At 63.0% G+C, this 19,505-nt stretch carries 22 protein-coding genes; 12 read left to right on the top strand and 10 right to left on the bottom strand.

What is annotated here, in order from left to right; all coding sequences use genetic code 11:
- Position 1 precedes the first annotated feature (1 nt).
- From QTL95_RS11440 to copM, 5 genes are all read left to right on the top strand, one after another.
- Positions 2–757 (top strand): hypothetical protein, encoded by a 756-nt coding sequence (locus QTL95_RS11440; protein WP_289720082.1) that lies wholly within the window; start codon positions 2–4, stop codon positions 755–757.
- 65 nt (positions 758–822) lie between these two features.
- Positions 823–1,086 carry a BrnT family toxin gene (locus QTL95_RS11435; RefSeq protein WP_289720081.1) on the top strand — a complete coding sequence of 88 codons (264 nt, stop codon included), beginning with the start codon at positions 823–825 and terminating at the stop codon, positions 1,084–1,086.
- Positions 1,067–1,381: a BrnA antitoxin family protein gene (locus tag QTL95_RS11430; RefSeq protein WP_289720080.1), complete on the top strand. Its 315-nt coding sequence runs from the start codon at positions 1,067–1,069 to the stop codon at positions 1,379–1,381. Before QTL95_RS11435 ends, QTL95_RS11430 begins: the two co-directional genes overlap by 20 nt.
- A gap of 49 nt (positions 1,382–1,430) precedes the next feature.
- A complete protein-coding gene (locus QTL95_RS11425) occupies positions 1,431–1,805 on the top strand; it encodes a hypothetical protein (RefSeq protein ID WP_289720079.1) in 375 nt (124 codons plus the stop codon).
- 75 nt (positions 1,806–1,880) lie between these two features.
- The gene (gene copM / locus QTL95_RS11420; protein WP_289720078.1) at positions 1,881–2,267 is read left to right on the top strand and encodes a CopM family metallochaperone; all 387 of its coding nucleotides are present in this window, start codon (positions 1,881–1,883) and stop codon (positions 2,265–2,267) included.
- Between the two features lie 62 nt (positions 2,268–2,329).
- On the opposite strand, the gene QTL95_RS11415 is transcribed toward copM, so the two are convergent.
- Complete coding sequence (locus QTL95_RS11415) at positions 2,330–3,379, bottom strand: aldo/keto reductase (RefSeq protein WP_289720077.1); 1,050 nt, start codon at positions 3,377–3,379, stop codon at positions 2,330–2,332.
- 264 nt (positions 3,380–3,643) lie between these two features.
- Here QTL95_RS11415 and QTL95_RS11410 point away from each other — a divergent pair, with 264 nt between their 5' ends.
- Positions 3,644–4,348: an HAD family hydrolase gene (locus QTL95_RS11410; RefSeq protein ID WP_289720076.1), complete on the top strand. Its 705-nt coding sequence runs from the start codon at positions 3,644–3,646 to the stop codon at positions 4,346–4,348.
- 6 nt (positions 4,349–4,354) lie between these two features.
- Here QTL95_RS11410 and QTL95_RS11405 read toward each other — a convergent pair whose 3' ends face one another.
- Complete coding sequence (locus QTL95_RS11405) at positions 4,355–4,861, bottom strand: hypothetical protein (RefSeq protein WP_289720075.1); 507 nt, start codon at positions 4,859–4,861, stop codon at positions 4,355–4,357.
- Positions 4,862–4,872: 11 nt separating this feature from the next.
- Entirely contained in the window at positions 4,873–5,502 is a 630-nt protein-coding gene (locus tag QTL95_RS11400) for a DNA-3-methyladenine glycosylase I (protein WP_289720074.1), read from the bottom strand.
- A gap of 210 nt (positions 5,503–5,712) precedes the next feature.
- On the opposite strand from QTL95_RS11400, the gene QTL95_RS11395 reads away from it, so the two are divergent.
- Positions 5,713–6,450 carry a L,D-transpeptidase gene (locus tag QTL95_RS11395; protein WP_289720073.1) on the top strand — a complete coding sequence of 246 codons (738 nt, stop codon included), beginning with the start codon at positions 5,713–5,715 and terminating at the stop codon, positions 6,448–6,450.
- A 133-nt stretch (positions 6,451–6,583) separates the two neighbouring features.
- The gene (locus QTL95_RS11390; RefSeq protein WP_289720072.1) at positions 6,584–7,255 is read left to right on the top strand and encodes a L,D-transpeptidase; all 672 of its coding nucleotides are present in this window, start codon (positions 6,584–6,586) and stop codon (positions 7,253–7,255) included.
- A 41-nt stretch (positions 7,256–7,296) separates the two neighbouring features.
- On the opposite strand, the gene QTL95_RS11385 is transcribed toward QTL95_RS11390, so the two are convergent.
- The 4 genes from QTL95_RS11385 to QTL95_RS11370 all read right to left on the bottom strand — a co-directional run bounded on the left by QTL95_RS11385 (position 7,297) and on the right by QTL95_RS11370 (position 11,983).
- Positions 7,297–7,737 (bottom strand): hypothetical protein, encoded by a 441-nt coding sequence (locus QTL95_RS11385; protein ID WP_289720071.1) that lies wholly within the window; start codon positions 7,735–7,737, stop codon positions 7,297–7,299.
- Positions 7,738–7,773: 36 nt separating this feature from the next.
- Complete coding sequence (glcF, locus tag QTL95_RS11380; RefSeq protein WP_289720070.1) at positions 7,774–9,087, bottom strand: glycolate oxidase subunit GlcF; 1,314 nt, start codon at positions 9,085–9,087, stop codon at positions 7,774–7,776.
- Between the two features lie 257 nt (positions 9,088–9,344).
- The gene (gene glcE / locus QTL95_RS11375) at positions 9,345–10,547 is read right to left on the bottom strand and encodes a glycolate oxidase subunit GlcE (RefSeq protein WP_289720069.1); all 1,203 of its coding nucleotides are present in this window, start codon (positions 10,545–10,547) and stop codon (positions 9,345–9,347) included.
- Entirely contained in the window at positions 10,544–11,983 is a 1,440-nt protein-coding gene (locus tag QTL95_RS11370; protein WP_289720068.1) for an FAD-linked oxidase C-terminal domain-containing protein, read from the bottom strand. Before QTL95_RS11370 ends, glcE begins: the two co-directional genes overlap by 4 nt.
- Before the next feature lie 135 nt (positions 11,984–12,118).
- On the opposite strand from QTL95_RS11370, the gene QTL95_RS11365 reads away from it, so the two are divergent.
- A complete protein-coding gene (locus QTL95_RS11365) occupies positions 12,119–13,015 on the top strand; it encodes a LysR family transcriptional regulator (protein ID WP_289720067.1) in 897 nt (298 codons plus the stop codon).
- Positions 13,016–13,066: 51 nt separating this feature from the next.
- Here QTL95_RS11365 and QTL95_RS11360 read toward each other — a convergent pair whose 3' ends face one another.
- A complete protein-coding gene (locus QTL95_RS11360; protein WP_289720066.1) occupies positions 13,067–13,918 on the bottom strand; it encodes a LysR family transcriptional regulator in 852 nt (283 codons plus the stop codon).
- A gap of 104 nt (positions 13,919–14,022) precedes the next feature.
- Between QTL95_RS11360 and QTL95_RS11355 the strand changes: the two genes are divergently transcribed.
- Positions 14,023–15,021 (top strand): zinc-dependent alcohol dehydrogenase family protein, encoded by a 999-nt coding sequence (locus QTL95_RS11355; protein ID WP_289720065.1) that lies wholly within the window; start codon positions 14,023–14,025, stop codon positions 15,019–15,021.
- Between the two features lie 7 nt (positions 15,022–15,028).
- On the opposite strand, the gene QTL95_RS11350 is transcribed toward QTL95_RS11355, so the two are convergent.
- Positions 15,029–16,186, bottom strand: coding sequence for an adenosylhomocysteinase (locus QTL95_RS11350; RefSeq protein WP_289720064.1), 1,158 nt, complete (start codon positions 16,184–16,186; stop codon positions 15,029–15,031).
- A 91-nt stretch (positions 16,187–16,277) separates the two neighbouring features.
- On the bottom strand, positions 16,278–17,156 hold the full coding sequence (locus QTL95_RS11345) for a LysR substrate-binding domain-containing protein (RefSeq protein ID WP_289720356.1): 879 nt from the start codon (positions 17,154–17,156) through the stop codon (positions 16,278–16,280).
- Between the two features lie 263 nt (positions 17,157–17,419).
- On the opposite strand from QTL95_RS11345, the gene QTL95_RS11340 reads away from it, so the two are divergent.
- Complete coding sequence (locus QTL95_RS11340) at positions 17,420–17,932, top strand: NUDIX hydrolase (protein WP_289720063.1); 513 nt, start codon at positions 17,420–17,422, stop codon at positions 17,930–17,932.
- A 64-nt stretch (positions 17,933–17,996) separates the two neighbouring features.
- The gene (locus QTL95_RS11335; RefSeq protein ID WP_289720062.1) at positions 17,997–19,496 is read left to right on the top strand and encodes an inorganic phosphate transporter; all 1,500 of its coding nucleotides are present in this window, start codon (positions 17,997–17,999) and stop codon (positions 19,494–19,496) included.
- The last annotated feature ends 9 nt before the right edge of the window (positions 19,497–19,505 follow it).

The raw sequence follows: 19,505 nt of genomic DNA, 5'->3' as shown, positions 1-19,505 counted from the left end.
AGTGATCGCAGAAGCCCTCCTCTACGCCGCCACCCTTCCCTTCACCAGCAAGCAGCACCGCAAGTTCATCCGCTACTCCATCAATCTCTGGTCCCGCGCCAACCGTTGCAGCCGGCAATGGGCCGAGCATGAGGAGAAGACGAGGCAGGCGATCCTTGCCGCCATGGCGGGCTGCAAGCAACGGCGGACGGCCGTGGTGCTGGGGTCCGGGCTGCTGCGCGATGTGCCGATCCGCGAGCTGGCGGCCAACTTCGATACCGTCGTGCTGATCGATCTGGTGCATGTCGCAACGGTCAGGATGAAGATGCGCGGCAAGGCCTATCGGAATGTTCGGCTGATCGAGCGCGATCTCTCGGGCTATGACGCGCTGGCGGCCGGTGAACAGCCGGAGCCGCTGGGCTTCCTGCGCAATGTGCCATATCTCGACCTCGTGGTTTCCGCCAATTTGCTCTCGCAGATCGGACGCGGCGTGCAGCGGCGGTTCGAGGCCGAGCGGGATCGGATGCCAAAGGATACGGTGGAGCAGCTGATCGCGGCGCATATTTCCGGCCTGTCGCGCATGCCGTTCAAGAGTTGCCTCGTCACCGATATCTCCTATGCCGTGATCGACCGCAACGGCAAAACCCATGAAGAGGCCGACCTGATGCACGGGGTCGCGGTGCCGGAGGCGCGGGCGGCGTGGGCGTGGCCGGTGGTGCCAATTGGCGAGGAAAGCCCGGATTACCAGGTGATCCATCAGGTGATTGCGGCATACTGAATTGCAAGATATCGTGATGCAATCAAAGATTTATTGTATCACTTTTATTTTACGATATCGTATCGATGAAGATCGTTTGGGATGAGCCGAAACGGCTTGCCAACCTCGACAAGCATGGCCTCGACTTCGCCGAGCTCGACGAGGTGTTTTTTCTCGGTGCCATATTGCGGCCGGCCAAGCGCGGGCGATTGATGGCGATAGGGCGCTTCGCCGATGGCTCGATCGCCGTGGTGTTCGCGGTCTTGGGTTCGGAGGGCATTTCCGTGATCTCCATGCGCCCTGCGCGCAAGAGCGAGAGGAGGCTACTGGATGACAGCGAAGAAGACTGAGTTGCAGATAGCATTCAAGGAAGGGCGCGGCTACTCCAAGGACGATTGGGAGGAAGTCAGCGACAATCCCGAATGGACCGAAGAGGACTTCAAGAAAGCCCGCCCCTTCGCCGAGATCTTTCCCGAGCTTGCCGAAAGCATCCGACGTTCGCGCGGACGACCGGCGGTGGAGAGCCCTAAGCAGCAGATTTCGCTAAGGCTCGATCCTGACGTGATCGACGCCTTCAAGGCCACAGGAAAGGGCTGGCAAGGGCGGATCAACGATGCGCTGCGCAAGGCCGCCAAGCTCGATTAGCGCGACGCAACGTCTTGGCAGCGGCGCTGGACCTGCCTATGTTTCACCAATGCGGTTTTTCGCTATCTCGACGATGATGCTTGCCTGGCTGACCTACGGAACGATGTTCGCGTGGGCCGGATGTCCGATGTGCGCATCGATGAGCCAGCAGGCCGCTGTAGACATGGCGGCCGGCAAGGCGCATCAACATATGCCAGGCATGGAGACGGGCGAGACCGTGAAGGTTTCGGCGCCGGCGAAGAATCCGTGTGCTGCCGGCGGCATGGCGCATATGCCGCTCTGTTCCGCCTGCCTGGTCGTTCCCGTCGACGTGATCGTTCACACCGACGGCAAGCAGATCTTCTCCTACCCCTCGCCCGCGATCGCACTCGCCCTCCCCGGAGCGCGGCCGGCGCCGCAGGCACCCCCTCCTCGGTCGAGCTGACAATCAAGAGCCTGAGAAACGCGGCGCGATCCGCCGCATCGAACTTTTCATTGCCAGACAGAGGAAGGATATCCCATGTCTCTTAAACTGCTCGCTCTTACCACCGGTCTTGTCGCCGGCGTCTCGCTCATCGCTCTTCCTGCAAGCGCGGAAGACAAGCCCAAGGATATGAGCCCCATGGACATGAATATGCCGATCGGCGACCACAGCCCGTCCAGCCATGCCTTTTCAGAGGCCAACAGCAAGATGCACAAGGACATGATGATCGACTATAGCGGCGACGCCGATATCGACTTCGTGCGCGGCATGATTGCCCATCATCAGGGGGCGATCGACATGGCCAAGGTGGAACTACAATACGGGAAGGATCCCGAGATGCGCAAGCTGGCGGAGGGCGTGATCAAGGCGCAGGAGGCCGAGATTACCGAGATGCAGGCCTGGCTGAAGGCGCACGCCAAGTAAGGCCACCTCGCCCACGATGCGCCGGACGCCGGGTTTGCCTGGCGTCCGGTCTTCAGTATTTGCTAGCCCTTCGGCTCAAATGGCTGCGGGCGGCGAGCGGCGCCCTGGCGGACGAGCATCCAGCCGGGATATTCAGGCGCGAGTTCGCTGACCTCGTCCAGTCGCTTCAAGTCGCCTGCATCGAGTTTCAGCCCGACGGCAGCGAGGTTCTGGTCGAGCTGCTCGATGCGCTTGGCACCGATAATGACAGTCGTCACAAAAGGCTTGGCCAGCACATAGGCAAGCGCCACGGTGGCGACGCTGACGCCGTGCTTTTCGGCAACCTCGCGCATGACAGAAACGCAGGCCCAGGCGCGGTCCTTGTCGACAGGCGGGAAGTCGAAGGTAGCACGGCGACCTTCGCCGTTGCCCGGCGCGCCGGGGCCGTACTTGCCCGACAGCAAGCCACCCGCCAGAGGCGACCAGACCATCAGCCCGACCTTCTCCTCGTTCATCATCGGCACGATATCGCGCTCGAGATCACGACCGGCGATCGAATAATAGGCCTGCACGGTCTCGAAGCGGGCGAAGCCGCGGCGTTCCGATATGCCGAGCGCCTTGGCGATGCGCCATGCCTGCCAATTGGAAACGCCGACATAGCGGACCATGCCGCGCGAGACGAGATCGTCCATCGCCCGCAGCGTTTCCTCGATCGGAGTGACAACATCTGTACCGTGGATCTGGTAGAGATCGATGTGATCGGTCTGCAGACGCTCCAAACTTTTCTCGACCGAATCCATGATGTGGCCGCGCGAGGCGCCGCGATCGTTCGGCTTGTCGCCCATGGCGCCGTAGACCTTGGTGGCGATGACCACATCCTTGCGGGCGACGCCAAGGTTCTTCAGCGATTGGCCGAGCAGCTTTTCGGAATCACCGAAGGAGTAGACGTCGGCGGTATCGATGAAGTTTACGCCGGCTGCCAGCGAGCGCTCGATAATGGAGTCGGCGGCCTTCTGGTCGACATCGGCAATCGATCCCCATTGGCTGTTTGGGTCGGCGGCACCGAAGGTCATGGTGCCCAGGCAGATTTCGGAGACGAACAGGCCGGTATTTCCAAGCTGATTGTAACGCATGGTCGGGATTTCCCTTTGAAGGTGGCGATGAGCCGGCGGCGGGTTGAATTCTTTGCTGGTCTTCAGCCCGCGCGGGGCGCGGCCGGAATCGGCCGCGGGAATGAACAGCTTTGACATAAGGCGGTTGGCTGCGGTTTCAACGTGGCCCCGCCGCTGCGACAGGCTGCCGCGCTTGGCTATCCACAAGCCCTGGTCTTGCATCCCCAAGCCTTGCATCGTCGGCGAAGGCTCATAAGTTAAGCCTGAATGTCCAGAGGCGCTTCCATGACCACCCGCACGCTTACCACGATCGGTTTCGATGCCGACGACACGCTCTGGCAGAACGAGCAGTTCTACCGGCTGACCGAGGAGCATTTCACCGAGCTGCTGTCGGATTTCGCGGAAGGGCCGCATATCTCGCAGCGGCTGTTGGAAGCGGAGAAGCGCAATCTTCAGCATTACGGGTTCGGCATCAAGGGCTTCACGCTGTCGATGATCGAGACGGCGATCGAGATTACCGAGGGCACGGTTCCGGCAAGCGTGATCGCCAGCATCCTCGACACCGGGCGCGACCTGCTCTCGCATCCGGTCGAGACGCTGCCGCATGTGCAGGAGACGCTTGAGGCACTATCGGAGCACTATCTGCTCGTACTGATCACCAAGGGCGACCTGTTCGACCAGGAGCGCAAGCTGGCGCAATCCGGGCTCGGCGATTTCTTCCATGCGGTCGAGATCGTCTCCGACAAATCGGCGGTCACCTACCGGCGGATCTTCTCCAAGGTCGGCGGCGGACCGGAAAGGGCGATGATGGTGGGCAACTCGCTGAAGTCGGATATCGTGCCGGCGATCGCTGCCGGCAGCTATGGCGTCTTCGTGCCCCACGAGCTGACCTGGGTGCTGGAGCATGTCGACGAGCCAAAGGACGCGCCGCGTTTCCGCAAGATCGAGCACCTCGGCGAGCTTGGCGCCGTCATCGACGAAATCGGCTGAGCGTTTTCAGCGCCTGAGGGGGAAGAGCGGCGACGGGCCCTCGTCCTCTTCATCCTGAGGGGCGGATGCGGGCGGCGGCGTTTGCGGCTGCGCGGTCGCCTGCGGTTCGATCAGGATGCTGTACGGAGCGCCGAGACCTCGGCGGGGCGACGCTTTGGAGTAATAGGGGCGCAGCAGCCAAGTGGTGTTGGCTTTCACGGTGACCGCATAGGCCTCGCCATCCTCGTCGGTGCCGAAGATCGCCTCGTCTTCCGCCTGGGCCAGATCGAAGATCGCCAGGAAGGCGAACTGGCTCTTGGTCGAGAAACTGATCTTGACGTGCTGGCCCGCCTTGACCGGCAGCGTGTAGACATGGCTGTTGCCGAACTTCGTCCAGCCCTTGAGCTCCATCGTGGCGCCGGGAAACTGCAACTTCTCGAGCTTTTCGCCGGGCTGCAGCTGCGGCGCCTGCTGCGCGAACGCAGCCGAAACCGACAGCAAGAGTGCCGCCGCGGCCACCGCGGCCAGCTTCATCGGCGCGCTCCTCATGGACGCACCATAGCGTCGCGCATGGCCTCGACCTCGGCGCGGCAATAGCAGCCTTCCAGATGATCGTTGACGAGACCCATTGCCTGCATGAAGGCATAAACTGTGGTCGGACCGACAAAGGTCCAGCCACGTTTCTTCAAATTCTTCGAGATCAGCACCGAAGTAGGCGTCGTCGGATTGGCCATGATGGTGGCGCGATCGACCACTTTCGGGCGTTCGTTGTGGCCCGGCTCGAAGCTCCAGAAATAATGTGCGAGCGATCCGAACTCGTCGCGCAATTCGATGGCGCGCCTGGCGTTGTTGATGGTCGAGACGATCTTGCCGCGATGGCGGATGATGCCGGCATCGGCGACGCAGCGCTCGATATCGGCCTCGTTGAACAGTGCCACCTTCTCGAAATCAAAGCCCGCGAAGGCCGCGCGGAAATTCTCTCGCTTGCGCAGGATCGTCAGCCAGGAGAGGCCGGACTGGAAGCCTTCCAGGCAGATCTTCTCGAAGAGACGGATGTCGTTCGTAACGGGACGACCCCATTCATTGTCGTGATAGAGAAGGTAATCCGGCAGGTTGCCATGCCAGTGGCAGCGGCTCTTGCCGTCCGCGCCCGTTACGATGCCAGTTTCGCTCATGATATCGCTTCGCTTTCCGGTTCCGAATCCGGCTTTACCATTTGCAAACCCTGTTTCCAAACCGAACGATAACCCTGACGAAAAGTTTATTGTCCGCTTCGGACTTTAATGAATCGATATTTACCATTCGCTGGCCGGCATGATGGCAGCATCAGTTCAGCAGGCGGCTGTCGCTGCCGCATTTTCGGCCATTGTTAGAGAGTCCGTCCGATGATGAAATCTGTTGTGCTTGCCGCGGCCCTTTTCGGCGCGTTGTCCAGTTCCGCGTTCGGCGACGACCGCTATGCCAGCCGCCCGCCGGTTGTGCTCAGCCCCGACCTGACAGCGCCGTGGATCATGCAGCTTGGCGGCGCGCCTGTTCGCCCTGTCGTCTATCAGCGCCCAGTCGTGCAGCAGCGCGGCCTTTTCGCGCCGCGTGTCGTGCGTCGCGCTCCCGTGACACAGCAGGTCTCCGCCATCAACCCCGGCATTCCCGTCGTTCGCCAACGCCTCGAGCCGCAGTTCCTGCCGCAGATCGTCGACTACCAGACGAAAGAACGGCCCGGCACGATCGTCATCGATACCAACAACCGTTTCCTTTATCTCGTCATGGACGGCGGCAAGGCGCGGCGTTACGGCGTCGGCGTCGGCAAGCCCGGCTTCGAATGGGCGGGCGTTCATAAGGTCACCCGCAAGGCCGAGTGGCCGGACTGGACGCCACCCTCAGAAATGGTGAGCCGCGAGGCTGCCAAGGGGCATTACCTGCCGGCGCGCATGGACGGAGGTCCGGAAAACCCCCTCGGCGCACGCGCCATGTATCTCGGCTCCACACTCTATCGCATCCACGGCACCAACGCGCCGTGGACCATCGGCAGCGCCGTTTCCTCGGGCTGCATCCGCATGCGCAACGAGGACGTGACGGATCTCTACGAACGCGTGAAGGTGGGTACGCGGGTCATGGTGATCTGACGCGTTTCAGGCGCATCGGCGCAACACTTGAGGCCGCGATGCGCCCGCCAGAACGCGTAGCGGCTTTCTCTGTCTTGAAATTCGGGACGATTTGGCTAGCTTGCTAGCGATCTTGGACAGAGGGGACTCCCGAATGAAGCATATGAAACGGCTTGCGGCGGTATCGGCCGTCGTGCTGGCCAGCATGATTGGCGTTGCGCATGCCGAACCACAGTTGACGGCAACCGATGCCGTTCGTGGCGTCAAGCACAGCCAGCAGGTCAAGCCGCAATACAAGAAGCGTGTCGTCCGTCTTATCACCAACGAGGCGCCCGGCACCGTGATCGTCGATACGGTCAACAAATATCTCTATCTCGTCGAAGGCCGCAACAAGGCCACGCGCTACGGCATCGGCGTCGGCCGCGAAGGCTTTGGATGGTCAGGCGTGGTGAAGATCGGCCGCAAGGCTGAATGGCCGACCTGGACGCCGCCTGCCGAAATGCGCGTCCGCGAGGCCCGCGCCGGCCACAACCTGCCGGCCGTGCAGCCGGGTGGCCCCGACAATCCGCTCGGCGCGCGCGCCATGTATCTCTACCAGGGCGGTCGCGACACGATTTTCCGCATTCACGGCACCAACCAGCCCTGGACGATCGGGCTAAACCTGTCGTCCGGCTGCATCCGCATGGTCAACAAGGATGTCGAGGATCTTTACGACCGGGTTCCCGTCGGCACCAAGGTGATCGTCGTCGGCCCCGGCAACAAGCAGGGCAATGTCGCCTTCGACGATCGCGGCATCGATGTTCTCAGAACGCTTTTCGGCGGCTGATCTTAAAATTCAGGGATGGGGCGGCCGGTCGATGCGCCGCCCTATTTCGCTCCGCAGCTGACCTTGCCGCTTGCCGTAAACGGCTTGTCGCCACCCGAAATCGTCAGCTCGTAAGTGCCCGAGAAGGCGGTGGCCGACTTGCTCGGCTGATTGGCGGCGATCGTCATATCCATTTCCTGCCCGCGGCTGTCATCGTCGCCGGCCCGGAAAATCTGGAAACGCAGCTCGCCGGCATGCTGCCAGTCATGCGAGAGGTTGTCGGAATCGAGCGTCAACTTGTGGAAGACGGGCGAGACACCGTCGTTCTTGACGATCAGGGCGCCGCGGAAGTGATTGAGCTTGTTGCCGACGCCGCCTTGGAAACCGCCGTCCACCGTGAAGCGGGCGTTCTTGTCGTCGGCGGAACAGAAGAACCGGCCCTCGGCCTGCGCCACATGGGCCATGCCGCAGAAAACCATAAGCGTCAGGATAATACGGTGCATTGCGGAACTCCCGGCAAAGCCGGACATTCCGGCTCGCTAAGCTACCGGCATATTCTTTAATTTTTCCGGTACTTCACCGCCATAAGCCCAATCGAGAAGCTCGATGGTGTGGACGATCGGGATGGCGGTTCCCGACGCGATCTGGGTGATGCAGCCGATATTACCGGTGGCGATCACGTCAGCCTTCGTCGCCTCGATGTTCTTCACCTTGCGCTGCTTCAGGGCGTCGGCGATCTCGGGCTGCATGATGTTATAGGTGCCGGCCGAGCCGCAGCAGAGGTGCCCTTCGGCCGGATCGCGCACCGTGAAGCCCGCCGTTTTCAAGAGAAGCTTCGGCGCGAGCGTAATCTTCTGGCCATGCTGCATGGAACAGGCCGAGTGATAGGCGACCGTCAGCCCTCTGGGCATCATCGACGGCAGATCAAGCGTCGACAGATATTCGGTGACGTCCCTGGCGAGCGCCGAGACGCGGGCGGCCTTCTCGGCATAATCGGGATCCAGCCGCAGCATGTGGCCATAGTCCTTGATTGTTGTGCCGCAGCCGGACGCGGTGATGACGATGGCGTCGAGGCCGCTTTCCTCGATCTCGCGCGTCCAGATATCGACATTGACGCGGGCGCTTCGCAGCGCCTGCTCCTCGCGGCCCATGTGATGAACCAGCGAGCCGCAGCAGACCTCCCCTTTCGGCGCCACGACCTCTATGCCGAGGCGTGTGAGCAGGCGGATGGTCGCGGCGTTGATGCCGGGATCGAGCACCGGCTGGGCGCAACCGGTCAGGATCGCGACGCGGCCGCGTTTCACGCCTTCGGGAGGGTGTGTTGCGGGCGAGGCATAGGGCGATGCCGATGGAACGCGGCGCGGCGCCAGCGCCAGCATGGCGGCGAAGGGTTTCAGCGCCGCCCTGCCGCGCATCAGGCCAGCGAGGGGGCGACCGAGGCGCGCGAGTTTCAGGGCAAGGCGGAAACGGCCGGGATATGGCAGGACGGCGGCCAGCATGTTGCGGGTCAGCCGGTCCATGAAGGGACGCTTGTAGGTCTTTTCGATATGGGCGCGGGCATGATCGACGAGGTGCATGTAATCGACGCCGGAAGGACAGGTCGTCGTGCAGGCGAGACAGGAAAGACAGCGGTCGATATGGGTGACGACCTCCGTATCGGCGGCACGATCGTTCTCCAGCATGTCCTTTATGAGGTAGATGCGGCCGCGCGGGCTGTCGAGCTCGTTGCCTAAAGTCACATAGGTCGGACAGGTGGCGGTGCAGAAGCCGCAATGCACGCATTTGCGCAGGATCTGCTCGGAGGCGGCGACTTGGGGATCGGCAAGCTGGTCTGGGGTGAAGTTGGTTTGCATGTCAGGCTATCGGTCCGGTGGCGTCATGGGCGTGTGGGGCTCGAAAGCTGCCCCTGCAAACAAAACACCCCTCCCCAACCCCTCCCCACAAGGGGGAGGGGCTTGCTGGGCGCAACGTCCTTGCCAGACAAAGCAACCTTTCAAAAGCCGCAATCGATATGATCGGGTAGGCCGGTTCCCACCGGTTAGCCCCTCCCCCTTGTGGGGAGGGGTTGGGGAGGGGTTTTTCCTAACTTGCGAAGGTGACCACGCCAACATCATGCCCCCATCTTCCCCGGATTGAAGATCCCCATCGGATCGAACTTCTCCCGCAGCCGTGCCGAGAGTATGGCCACAGCCTCCGCCTGCGGCTCGAACGCCGGCACGGCGGCGCGGGTCTTGGCGGGCGCGCGGATCAGGGTGGCGTGGCCGCCGCCGAGCGCCTTGATGAAGCGTCGCACAAGATCGGCCTCGGGATCGGCTTCCATGCGCATCCAGACAAGCCCGCCCTGCCAGTCGTAGAAGGCATCGACGCCGGCTTCCAGGCGCAGGGCGGCGACCAGCTGGTGACCGGCGCCGGGGGCGACGGAAACACGCCAGACCGGACGCGGCGTTCCATCGGCATAGGGCAGGACATCGCGGATATCGCGCCAGAGACGGGCGCTGTCGGCGCGGTTCAGATGGATGACCGGGCCATAGGCGGACATGACGGCGGCGAGCTTGGCCGCCCTCGCCTCCACCGATTTCGGCAAGCCCTCGATACGAAGGCAGGTAGCCTCGCCGGGCGGCAGGGTACTGTCGAGAAATTTCCACGACACCGTCATCGGCAGGTGGGCGGCTGCCGATACTTCCACCGGCAGCGCCATCGCGGCGGACATGGCAAGCGCGGCTTCGGCGTCGTTCAGGCCCGAGATCAGGATGGTCTCCTCCGTCTTCGGGCGCGGCGGCACGCGGAACGTGACTTCGGTGAGGAAGCCGAGCGTGCCGTGCGAACCGGCCATGAGCTTGACCAGATCAAGCCCGGTGACGTTCTTCATCACCCGGCCGCCGGCCTTGACGATCTCTCCCCTGCCATTGACGAAGCGCACGCCGAGCAGGCTGTCGCGCGCGGCGCCGGCCACGAAGCGGCGCGGGCCGGAGACGTTGGCGGCAATGACGCCGCCGATGGTCGGCTCGCCTGTCGTGCCCATCAGCGGCCGGTGGTCCATTGGCTCGAAGGCCATCATCTGGCCGTTCTCGGCCAATGCCGCCTCGATCTCGGCAAGCGGCGTGCCGGCACGCGCGGTCAGCACCATCTCGCCTGGATTGTAGGAGACGATGCCGGCGACATTGGTTGATCGCAGACGGTCGGATGCGGTGACCGCGTTGCCGAAGCCCGATCGGGTGTTGCCGCCGCAGATTGCAAGCGGCTTTCCCGATGCCGCGTGGCTTCTCACGATCTCGACGGCATCGTCCTCGCTGGTGGGAAAGAGGTCGATCATGCGCCGGCACGCCCCTCCAGCGGGAAGACCTTGGACGGGTTGAGCAGCCAGCCCGGATCGAAGGCGGCACGAGCTGCCATCTGCTGGGCGAGGTCGGCCTCGGCGTACTGATGGCGCATCAGGTCGCGCTTCTCGATGCCGACGCCGTGCTCGCCGGTGAGGCAGCCGCCGACATCGACGCAGAGCTTCAAGATATCCATGCCGGCCGCTTCAGCGCGGGCGGCATCCTCGGGGTCGTTGGCGTTGAACAGGATCAGCGGGTGCATGTTGCCATCGCCGGCGTGGAAGACATTGGCGACGCGAAGGCCGTAGCCATCGATGATCTCTCCGGTCTTCTTCAAGACGTAGGAGAGCTGGCTGAGCGGCACAGTGCCGTCCATGCAGATATAATCGGCGATGCGGCCGGTTGCGCCGAAGGCGGATTTCCGACCCTTCCAGATCAGCGCCGCCTCGGTGGCGGACTGGCATTCGCGCACGGTCTTCACGCCATGTCGGCGGGCGATGGCGACGATATCGCCCAGCATGTCGTCCATCTCGGCTTCCGATCCCTCGACCTCGACGATCAAGAGCGCGCCGACATCCAGCGGATAGCCGGCCTTGGCGAAAGCCTCGCAGATCTCGATGGCCGGCTTGTCCATGAACTCGATGGCAACAGGGATGATGCCCGACGCGATGACATCGGCAACGCAGGAGCCGGCTTCCTCCGAGGTATCGAAACCGAAGAGCACGGGCCGGGCGCCCTCGGGCTTGGCGATCAGGCGCACCGTCGCCTCGGTGACGATGCCAAGCTGCCCCTCATGACCGCAGACGAGGCCGAGCAGATCATAGCCGCCGGCATCGAGCGCCTTGCCGCCGAGATCGATGATCGTGCCATCCATCAGGACCATCCTGACGCCAAGAAGGTTGTTGGTCGTCACACCGTATTTCAGACAGTGGGCGCCGCCGGAATTCATGCCGATGTTGCCGCCAATGGTGCAGGCGAGCTGCGAGCTCGGATCGGGCGCATAGAAAAAACCGTCCGCAGAGACGGATTCCGAGATATGCAGATTGGTGACGCCCGCCTCGACCATGGCGAGGCGGTTGAACAGGTCAATCTCGATGATGCGATTCATCTTCGACACGCAGACGACGACGGCATCCTCCTGCGGGATGGCGCCGCCCGAGAGCGAGGTCCCGGCGCCCCGCGGAACGACGGGAACGCCGTAGCGGTGGCAGTATTTCAGCACTGCTGCGACCTCGGCCGTGGTGCGCGGCAGGGCAACGGCGAGCGGTAACCGGCGATAGGAGACGAAGGCATCCGTCTCGAAAGGCATCAGTTCGCGGGCCTCGTGGACAAGGCATTCCGGCGGTAAAAGGTCGGCGAGATCCTCGACGATCTGGCGGCGGCGCGCCAGCACATCCGCACGCGGAGCGAGGAACGAAATGGTGTCGGACATGGCTCTCTCCCTTCGCTGCCGGCAGCGAAAACCGGCCGCATCCTCCGTGCTGCCAGCCAATCCGGCTTAGCACTTTCCCGATTTTGGCGCAAATGCTAAGCACTTATGTCAAAAAGGGAAAACGATCGCAATTCCATGACAAATCTCGGTGATCTCGAAATCTTCGCCAAAGTCGTCTCGACGGGAAGCATGTCGCTTGCCGGGCGGGCTCTGGGCTTCTCGCCGGCCGTCGTTTCCAAGCGCATCAAGCGGCTTGAAGAACGGCTGGGAACGCGGCTGCTGCAGCGGACGACGCGGCAGATCTCGCTCACGGAGGCCGGTCAGGGATTCTACGACCGTGTGCTCGCCATCCTGGCCGGTCTGGAGGAAGCGGAGTTCTTTATCGCGGGAACCTCGGCGCAGATGCACGGGACGCTGAAGATCTCGGCCCCGACCTCGTTCGGGCGCATGCACATCGCGCCGCAGCTCAAGCGCTTCATGGATGCGCATCCCGAGCTCACCATCAACCTCGTGCTCAGTGACGAGTTCAGCGACATCATCGGCGGCGGTTTCGATCTGGCGATCCGTATTGCCGAGCTCACCGATTCCAGCCTCGTGGCGCGGCGGCTGGCGCCGGTGCGCCGCGTCCTCTGCGCCGCCCCGGATTATCTTGCGGCCAATGGCGTGCCCGGGACGATCGAGGATCTGAAGCAGCACCGCTGCCTTCCCGCCCATAATGGCGACATCTGGCGGCTGGAAGGGCCGGGAGGAGCGCTGTCGCTACGGCCGGAGGGGATGCTGATCACCAATTCCAGCGAAGTCATCCGCGAGGCGGTGATTGCCGGTCTCGGCATCGCGCTACGGTCCACCTGGGATATCGGCGCGGAACTGAAAAGCGGCCGGCTGGTGCAGGTGCTGCCGGCCTATGAGGGCTCCCGCAACGTGGCGCTCTCGGCCGTCTATCCAAGCCGCCAGTTCCTGCCGGCCAAGGTGCGGCTGTTCATCGACTATCTCGCCGAGCTCTACGGGCCGGTGCCTTATTGGGAGCGCTGAGACCAAAGCAGTTCCGAACGGAAACTGCCTCACGCCTTTCCTGGAATTGCCCTAACGCGCCAGCCTGTCGATGACGAGATCGAGCAACAGGCGCAGGCGCTGCAGGCGTTTAAGGTCGTGGTGATAGCCCACCCAGGTATCGCGGCCGGGCGGCGGCTCGCCCAGATCCACACGCTCGATGGCCGAAATGGAATCTCCAAGCGGACGTGGCAGCACGGCAAGGCCAGCGCCGCCGGCGCAGAGCGCGGCCTGGACATCGCGGTTGTTGCTGCGCATGGCGATATCGGCCTGCGGCAGCATGCGTTTCAGCCAGGCGACATCGGCCATGCCGCCGAAGGCTTCATCCATGGTAAGCAACCGCGCGCCCCTGCCCTTGCTGGCCTCAGGATGCTCCGCACCCTTCCTGATGTAGAGCCCGTAGTCGATGTGCAGCAGCTTGCGTGAGATCACGTCGGGCTCGGTGAAAGGCGCGATGCGAAAGACCAGATCAGCCTCGCGCCGGGAAAGGCTGAGCAGGCGGCTGTCGGTGAGAAGCTCGATCACCACCCCTGGATGGGCCGCCGAGAATTCCGCCAGCACGGGCGAGAGCAGATGGATACCGAACCAATCGGACGAGGAGAGCCGCAGGAAGCCGCTTACCCCGCGCCCGGTGCCGGCCAGTTCACGCTCAAGACCAAGCGCCTCCTCTTCCATGCGCTCGGCGCGGGCTAACGCGGCGTGGCCCTCATCGGTCAGCACGAAGCCGTCCGGCGTGCGCTGAAACAGCGTCTGGCCGAGCGCCTGCTCCAGCGCCCGCAGGCGGCGGCCCATTGTGGGCTGGGTCAGGCCGAGATAGCGTGCGGCGGCGCCGAGTGTGCCGGATCGCGCGATCGCCAGAAACAGTTTCAGATCGCTCCATTCCATCGTCGGCATCCAAACAAAAATGCATGAGTTTCGATCAATATCGTTGATTTTCATTCACGCTTCAACGGCGCATCTTTTCGGCATCAGAACCAAAGGAGAGTTCCATGGCAGAGAAGACGAGCATGACCGCACTGATCGTGGATGCACCGGCAGCCGCATTCAGGATGACCGAGATAGAAAAGCCTCAGGCGGGTCCGGACGAGGTTCTGGTGCGGATCAGGGCGAGCGGGGTCAACCCGCTCGATACCAAGATCCGCGCCGGAAACGCCGCCCATGCGCGGCATCCCCTGCCCGCTGTTCTCGGCATCGATCTCGCCGGCACCGTGGAGGCCGTAGGCGACGGCGTAACCGGCTTTCGCCGCGGCGACGAGGTCTACGGCATGACGGGCGGGGTGGGCGGCATCCAGGGATCGCTGGCGGAATTCGCCGCCGTGGATGCCCGCCTGATATCAAGGAAGCCGCACAATCTTTCGATGCGCGAGGCGGCTGCCTTGCCGCTGATCGCGATCACCGCCTGGGAAGGCCTGATCGACCGCGCCGCGGTCAGGGCCGGACAACGGGTACTGGTGCTCGGCGGCGGAGGCGGCGTCGGCCATGTGGCGGTGCAGATCGCCAAAGCCATCGGCGCCGACGTTTATGCGGTCGACAGCGCTTCCAAGGCCGATTATCTCCGAGGCCTCGGTGCGACGGCGATCGACCGTGACACGCAATCGGTTGAAGACTACGTCGCGGCCCATACCGGCGGGCGCGGGTTCGACGTGGTCTATGACACGGTTGGTGGAGCGGGGCTGGATACGGCGTTCAAGGCGGTCGGCAAGTTCGGGCATGTCGTCAGCGCGCTCGGCTGGGGCACGCACGCGCTGGCACCGCTTTCCTTCAAGGCGGCCAGCTATTCCGGCGTGTTCACGCTGCTACCACTGCTTTCGGGCGAAGGGCGAGACCACCATGGCGAAATCCTGCGGGAGGTCGCCCGGCTTGCAGAGACCGGCAAGCTGGTCCCGAGGCTGGACGCGCGGCGTTTCACGCTTGCCGACGCCGCCGAAGCGCATGCGTTGATCGAGAACCGGCAGGCGCAAGGAAAGCTGGTGGTCGAGATCGATTGATTGCGGCTCAGCGTGCCAGATCGAGATAGGCGCTTGCCACCATGGCGTCGATCTCCTTGGGAACCGGCACGATGCAGGCCTCGGGGCCGACGGCGCGGCGGGCCACCAGTTCGAGGCAGCGCGCCTGCAGGGTGAAGCCGAGATCCATCGATTCCACCGAATTGCCGAGCGGGCGCGGTCCGGCGAGATTGGCCATGTGGCCACCGCCGAGCACATGGAAGGAACGGCCATCGCGCAGATGGAAGGTCTCGATGTGGTCGGCCTCGTAACGATCGATACGGATGACATCGGGATGGTCGCGGAAGGCGGCCACGTCGATCTCGTGCGGGAAGTGGCCGCCGTTCATGAGGATGGCGCCATTCTTGATCAGCGGCAGGTCGGCCGCCGTGACGATATCGGCAAAGCCCGTCACCGTCACCAGCACGTCGGCGCTGCGGATCGCCTGTTCGCGCAGCGGCGTGTTGAAGCCATCCAGATGCGCCTCAAGTGCTGTCACCGGATCGATATCGACGACGCTGACACGCGCGAAGGCATTGCGGAAGCAGGCGGCGGTGCCCTTGCCGCAGGCGCCGTAGCCGAAGACAGTGACGCGCTTGCCGTTGGTCGAGCGGTTGGTGAAGCGCATGTAGCTTTCGAACAGGCTCTGGCCGACCGCATGACGGTTCTCGGCGAACTGCTTGATGGGGCTGTCGTTGATCACCAGGATCGGCATGGAAAGCCTGCCGCGCATCGGCAGCAGGCGCGTGCGGCCGGAGGTCGTCTCCTCGGTGCCGCCGAGCAGATTGGCATAGGGCTTTTCGGCGGCGATGGCGAAGAGATCACCGCCATTGTCGAGCAGCAGATCGGGCTTTTCGGCGATCACCGCTTCCAGGCTGTTTCGGTGGGCGACGGGATCGGTCGTCTGCGTGGCGAAGACGTCGATCCCCTCCGACCGGAGAAACTCGACCGTGGAGGGCTGAGTGCTGTTGAGGTTGCCGGTGCAGACCAGCCGGGCGCCGCCGGCCTTCAGCGTCATCAAGAGCGCCACCGTCTTCGGCTCCAGATGAATGCCGGTGCCGATGGTGAGGCCCTTAAACGGTCTGGTCGCTTCGAATTCCGCGGCCGTCGCCTTCAGCAACCGGCAGCTGTCGCCGATCCATTCGATGCGGGTGGCATTTTTTTGCATGGTTCCATCCTTCTCGCTCCCGCATCTTGGTAGACGGCGCGGCGTTTGGAGACCATGGATGAATTTCTGCCGAAGGGACAGAAAATCTGCCCTATGCGTTTGAGCCGGCGTCTTGAAGCCATTCGCGCAACGCAACATGGGCAGGCCGCTTCAGATCCGCGTTGCGGCAGCAGAGGCTATAGCCGGCCAGGCGACTGACGAAGCCGTAGGGTGCCACGAGAAGATTCCGCCGCAGGTCATCCTCGATAGACGCGCGCGGCGCAAGCGCGACACCGAGCCCGGAGCGGGCAGCGGCGATCGCCAGAAGCAGGTCCTCGAAGGTTTGGCTGCGCTGGAATGCGACGCGCGGCGTGCCGCTTTCCGAAAACCATTCGTTCCACAGAGAGGGCGCGCTACGGCTTGCGAGGCAGGTAGTTCCTGCCATGGCGGCTGGGTTGCCTAGAATCTCCCTGGCGATCATGGGCGTGGCGACGGGGCCGAACTCGTCGTTCATGAAACGGATCGCGGTGACACCTGATGCCGGGCGATACTCGCCGCCCATGATCACCGCATCGAGTTCGGGATGCGCGGACAGCTGCTCGACCACCGTCATCGGCACGATATCGATCTCGACCGGTCCCATCGCCGCCTGCAGCATTGCAAGGCGCGGCATCAGCCACCATATTGCAAAGGCGGACGGCACGCCGAGCCGAATGCGCTCCTGCCCCTCCGACTGGAATTCCTGCGATGCACGCTTGATGATGGCGAGCGCGGTGCTGGCGGCATCGGCAAGCCTCAGGCTTTTCGACGTGGGAACAAGGCGCCCGCCGGAGCGTTCGAACAGGGTGACGCCGAAATGCGCCTCGAGCGTGGCGATCTGCTGGCGAACCGCGCCACGCACGACACCGAGTTCTTCGGCCGCTTTCAAAACGCTGCCGTGGCGACAAACAGCCTCGAAGGCGCGGAGCGCGTTTAGGGGAGGTAGACGCATAATTACCATAGTGCCGATATATTGCCGCCCGACATGGCGCGATCCTTGATCGAAATGCAAGTGATGCCCATAATGAACACCTGTGCAAAAGACGCAATCGGAACAGCTTGCGACGATTTTGCGTCTCGAAGCAGGACGAAATCCGACTATTGATATCTATCAATCCAAAGGGGAAAACTTGAAATGCGTATGGATCGCGCAAGTTTTCCAGCTGATACTAATATAGCCGACTCAATGAACTGATTGGAAAGGTGACCCGACCGTTGACTCTTCTCGCCCGACTGGCATCCGACGTGCAGCTCATGTTCCGGCGCCCGCCGCGCCAGCAATATGCTGCGCTCTGCTATCGGCTGAAGAAAAAGAGCAACGAGGTTGAGGTTCTGCTGATGACGAGCCGCGACACCGGTCGCTGGGTCATTCCCAAGGGCTGGCCGATGGATCGCCGGCATTCATACGAAGTCGCCGCTCAGGAGGCTTATGAGGAAGCCGGCGTGCGCGGGATCGTCGAAAAGCAGACGATCGGCGCCTACCATTATCCGAAGGTGCTGAAGAACGGGCTCAAGGTGAACTGCAAGGTGCAGGTCTATGCGCTCGAGGTTTCCGACATCGCCAAGAACTTCAAGGAAAAGGGCGAGCGCAAGGTCGAGTGGGTTTCCTGCGACGAGGCGGTAAAGCGGGTTCGCGAACCCGAGCTTCGCAACCTCTTCCTGCTCTTCAAGCGCCGTATGACGGAAGAGCTTTCGACCGAGCCGCGCAAGCAGATTCCGGCTGAATGATTGCTGCCATCTTGCGCTGCTAGACTTTGCGGCGCAAAAGCAGGATTCAGTCACAAGGAACAGCATGCCCGAACGCCCACCCGTCCTCACGAAACGAACGCTCGACAAGGACCTCGACAAGCTGATGCATGTCGAGGACGCGGCGAAGTACGTTTCGCGCAAGCTGGTGGCGCCGGGTATCGGGCTCGTCTTTCTCGGGTTGGCGATGCTGTTTTCCGGCGTCTACGTCTTCGACCGCCCTGGAGCCGGCCTTGTCATCGCCGCGGCAGCCCTTGCCGCCTATATGGCGATGAACATCGGTGCCAACGACGTGACCAACAACGTCGGCGCCGCCGTGGGTGCGCGTGCAATGACCATGGCGCAGGCGCTTGTCATTGCTGCGATCTTCGAAATTCTGGGCGCGACGATATCAGGTGGCGAGGTGGTGAGGACGATTTCGTCCAGCATCATTGATGCCTCGCAGGTGCCGGCGGGAACGCTCAGCTGGATCATGATGGCAGCGCTGATGGCGGCGGCGCTGTGGATCAACCTGGCGACCTGGATGAATGCCCCGGTTTCGACCACGCACGCGATCGTCGGCGCGGTGATCGGCGCCGGCTTTGGCGCCGTTGGGTCCGGGCCGATCAACTGGCACGTCATGCTCGAGATCACCATCGCCTGGATAACTTCACCCCTGCTTGGCGGTGTGATCGCGGCGGGACTGCTCTATCTCGTCAAGACGCTGATCATCTATCGACAAGACAAGATCGCCGCAGCCCGGCGCTGGGTGCCGGTGCTGATCGCCTTAATGATCGGCGGCTTTGCCTCCTACATGATGCTGCAGCTGGCAAGCGCCGGGCGTTTCTCATCGCCGGTGATCCTGCTCTTCGGTTTGATGATGGGCGTGCTGGGATGGTTCATCGCGAAGCCGTTCGTGCGGCGGCAGTCGCGCGATCTCGAGAACCGCAACAGTTCGCTGCGCGTGCTGTTCCAGCTGCCGCTGATCGGATCGGCGGCGCTGCTGTCCTTCGCGCATGGGGCAAACGACGTGTCGAACGCCGTGGGGCCGCTCTCTGCGATCGTGCGGGTCGCCATCGGCCATCCGCTGGGTGATGCCGGCGGGCCGCCGCTGTGGGTGATGCTGATCGGCGCCTTCGGGATTTCCGTGGGTTTGCTTCTGTTCGGCCCGCGCCTGATCCGTCTGGTGGGCGAGCAGATCACCAAGCTGAACCCGATGCGCGCCTATTGCGTCGCGCTGTCGACGGCGCTCACCGTCATCGTGGCCTCTTGGCTCGGCATGCCGGTCAGTACCACTCATATCGCCGTCGGCTCGGTCTTCGGCGTCGGTTTCTTCCGCGAATGGTACACGCGCAATTCCAAGCGGCGGATCGAATACATGCGGCGCAAGGCCGAGGTCTGGATGATCGAGGAGCCTGATGATCCCAATACCTACGAGGTGCGTCGGCGCTATCTCGTGCGGCGCTCGCACGTCATGTCAATCCTTGCCGCCTGGGTCGTCACCGTGCCCATCTCGGCGACACTTGCGGCCGTGATCTATTGGATTATGTTCGCGCTCTTCGTTTGATCAGGACCT

The sequence above is a fragment of the Rhizobium sp. S152 genome (genome assembly GCF_030380735.1).
Lineage (GTDB): Bacteria > Pseudomonadota > Alphaproteobacteria > Rhizobiales > Rhizobiaceae > Rhizobium.
This window is presented reverse-complemented; position numbering and strand designations above follow the sequence as displayed.

Bases quoted from the DNA above. Each gene is read 5' to 3' on its own strand.
- QTL95_RS11435 (WP_289720081.1), top strand. From the start codon at position 823: ATGAAGATCGTTTGGGATGAGCCGAAACGGCTTGCCAACCTCGACAAG.
- QTL95_RS11430 (WP_289720080.1), top strand. From the start codon at position 1,067: ATGACAGCGAAGAAGACTGAGTTGCAGATAGCATTCAAGGAAGGGCGC.
- QTL95_RS11425 (WP_289720079.1), top strand. From the start codon at position 1,431: ATGCGGTTTTTCGCTATCTCGACGATGATGCTTGCCTGGCTGACCTAC.
- copM (WP_289720078.1), top strand. From the start codon at position 1,881: ATGTCTCTTAAACTGCTCGCTCTTACCACCGGTCTTGTCGCCGGCGTC.
- QTL95_RS11415 (WP_289720077.1), bottom strand. From the start codon at position 3,379: ATGCGTTACAATCAGCTTGGAAATACCGGCCTGTTCGTCTCCGAAATC.
- QTL95_RS11410 (WP_289720076.1), top strand. From the start codon at position 3,644: ATGACCACCCGCACGCTTACCACGATCGGTTTCGATGCCGACGACACG.
- QTL95_RS11405 (WP_289720075.1), bottom strand. From the start codon at position 4,861: ATGAAGCTGGCCGCGGTGGCCGCGGCGGCACTCTTGCTGTCGGTTTCG.
- QTL95_RS11400 (WP_289720074.1), bottom strand. From the start codon at position 5,502: ATGAGCGAAACTGGCATCGTAACGGGCGCGGACGGCAAGAGCCGCTGC.
- QTL95_RS11395 (WP_289720073.1), top strand. From the start codon at position 5,713: ATGATGAAATCTGTTGTGCTTGCCGCGGCCCTTTTCGGCGCGTTGTCC.
- QTL95_RS11390 (WP_289720072.1), top strand. From the start codon at position 6,584: ATGAAGCATATGAAACGGCTTGCGGCGGTATCGGCCGTCGTGCTGGCC.
- QTL95_RS11385 (WP_289720071.1), bottom strand. From the start codon at position 7,737: ATGCACCGTATTATCCTGACGCTTATGGTTTTCTGCGGCATGGCCCAT.
- glcF (WP_289720070.1), bottom strand. From the start codon at position 9,087: ATGCAAACCAACTTCACCCCAGACCAGCTTGCCGATCCCCAAGTCGCC.
- glcE (WP_289720069.1), bottom strand. From the start codon at position 10,547: ATGATCGACCTCTTTCCCACCAGCGAGGACGATGCCGTCGAGATCGTG.
- QTL95_RS11370 (WP_289720068.1), bottom strand. From the start codon at position 11,983: ATGTCCGACACCATTTCGTTCCTCGCTCCGCGTGCGGATGTGCTGGCG.
- QTL95_RS11365 (WP_289720067.1), top strand. From the start codon at position 12,119: ATGACAAATCTCGGTGATCTCGAAATCTTCGCCAAAGTCGTCTCGACG.
- QTL95_RS11360 (WP_289720066.1), bottom strand. From the start codon at position 13,918: ATGGAATGGAGCGATCTGAAACTGTTTCTGGCGATCGCGCGATCCGGC.
- QTL95_RS11355 (WP_289720065.1), top strand. From the start codon at position 14,023: ATGGCAGAGAAGACGAGCATGACCGCACTGATCGTGGATGCACCGGCA.
- QTL95_RS11350 (WP_289720064.1), bottom strand. From the start codon at position 16,186: ATGCAAAAAAATGCCACCCGCATCGAATGGATCGGCGACAGCTGCCGG.
- QTL95_RS11345 (WP_289720356.1), bottom strand. From the start codon at position 17,156: ATGCGTCTACCTCCCCTAAACGCGCTCCGCGCCTTCGAGGCTGTTTGT.
- QTL95_RS11335 (WP_289720062.1), top strand. From the start codon at position 17,997: ATGCCCGAACGCCCACCCGTCCTCACGAAACGAACGCTCGACAAGGAC.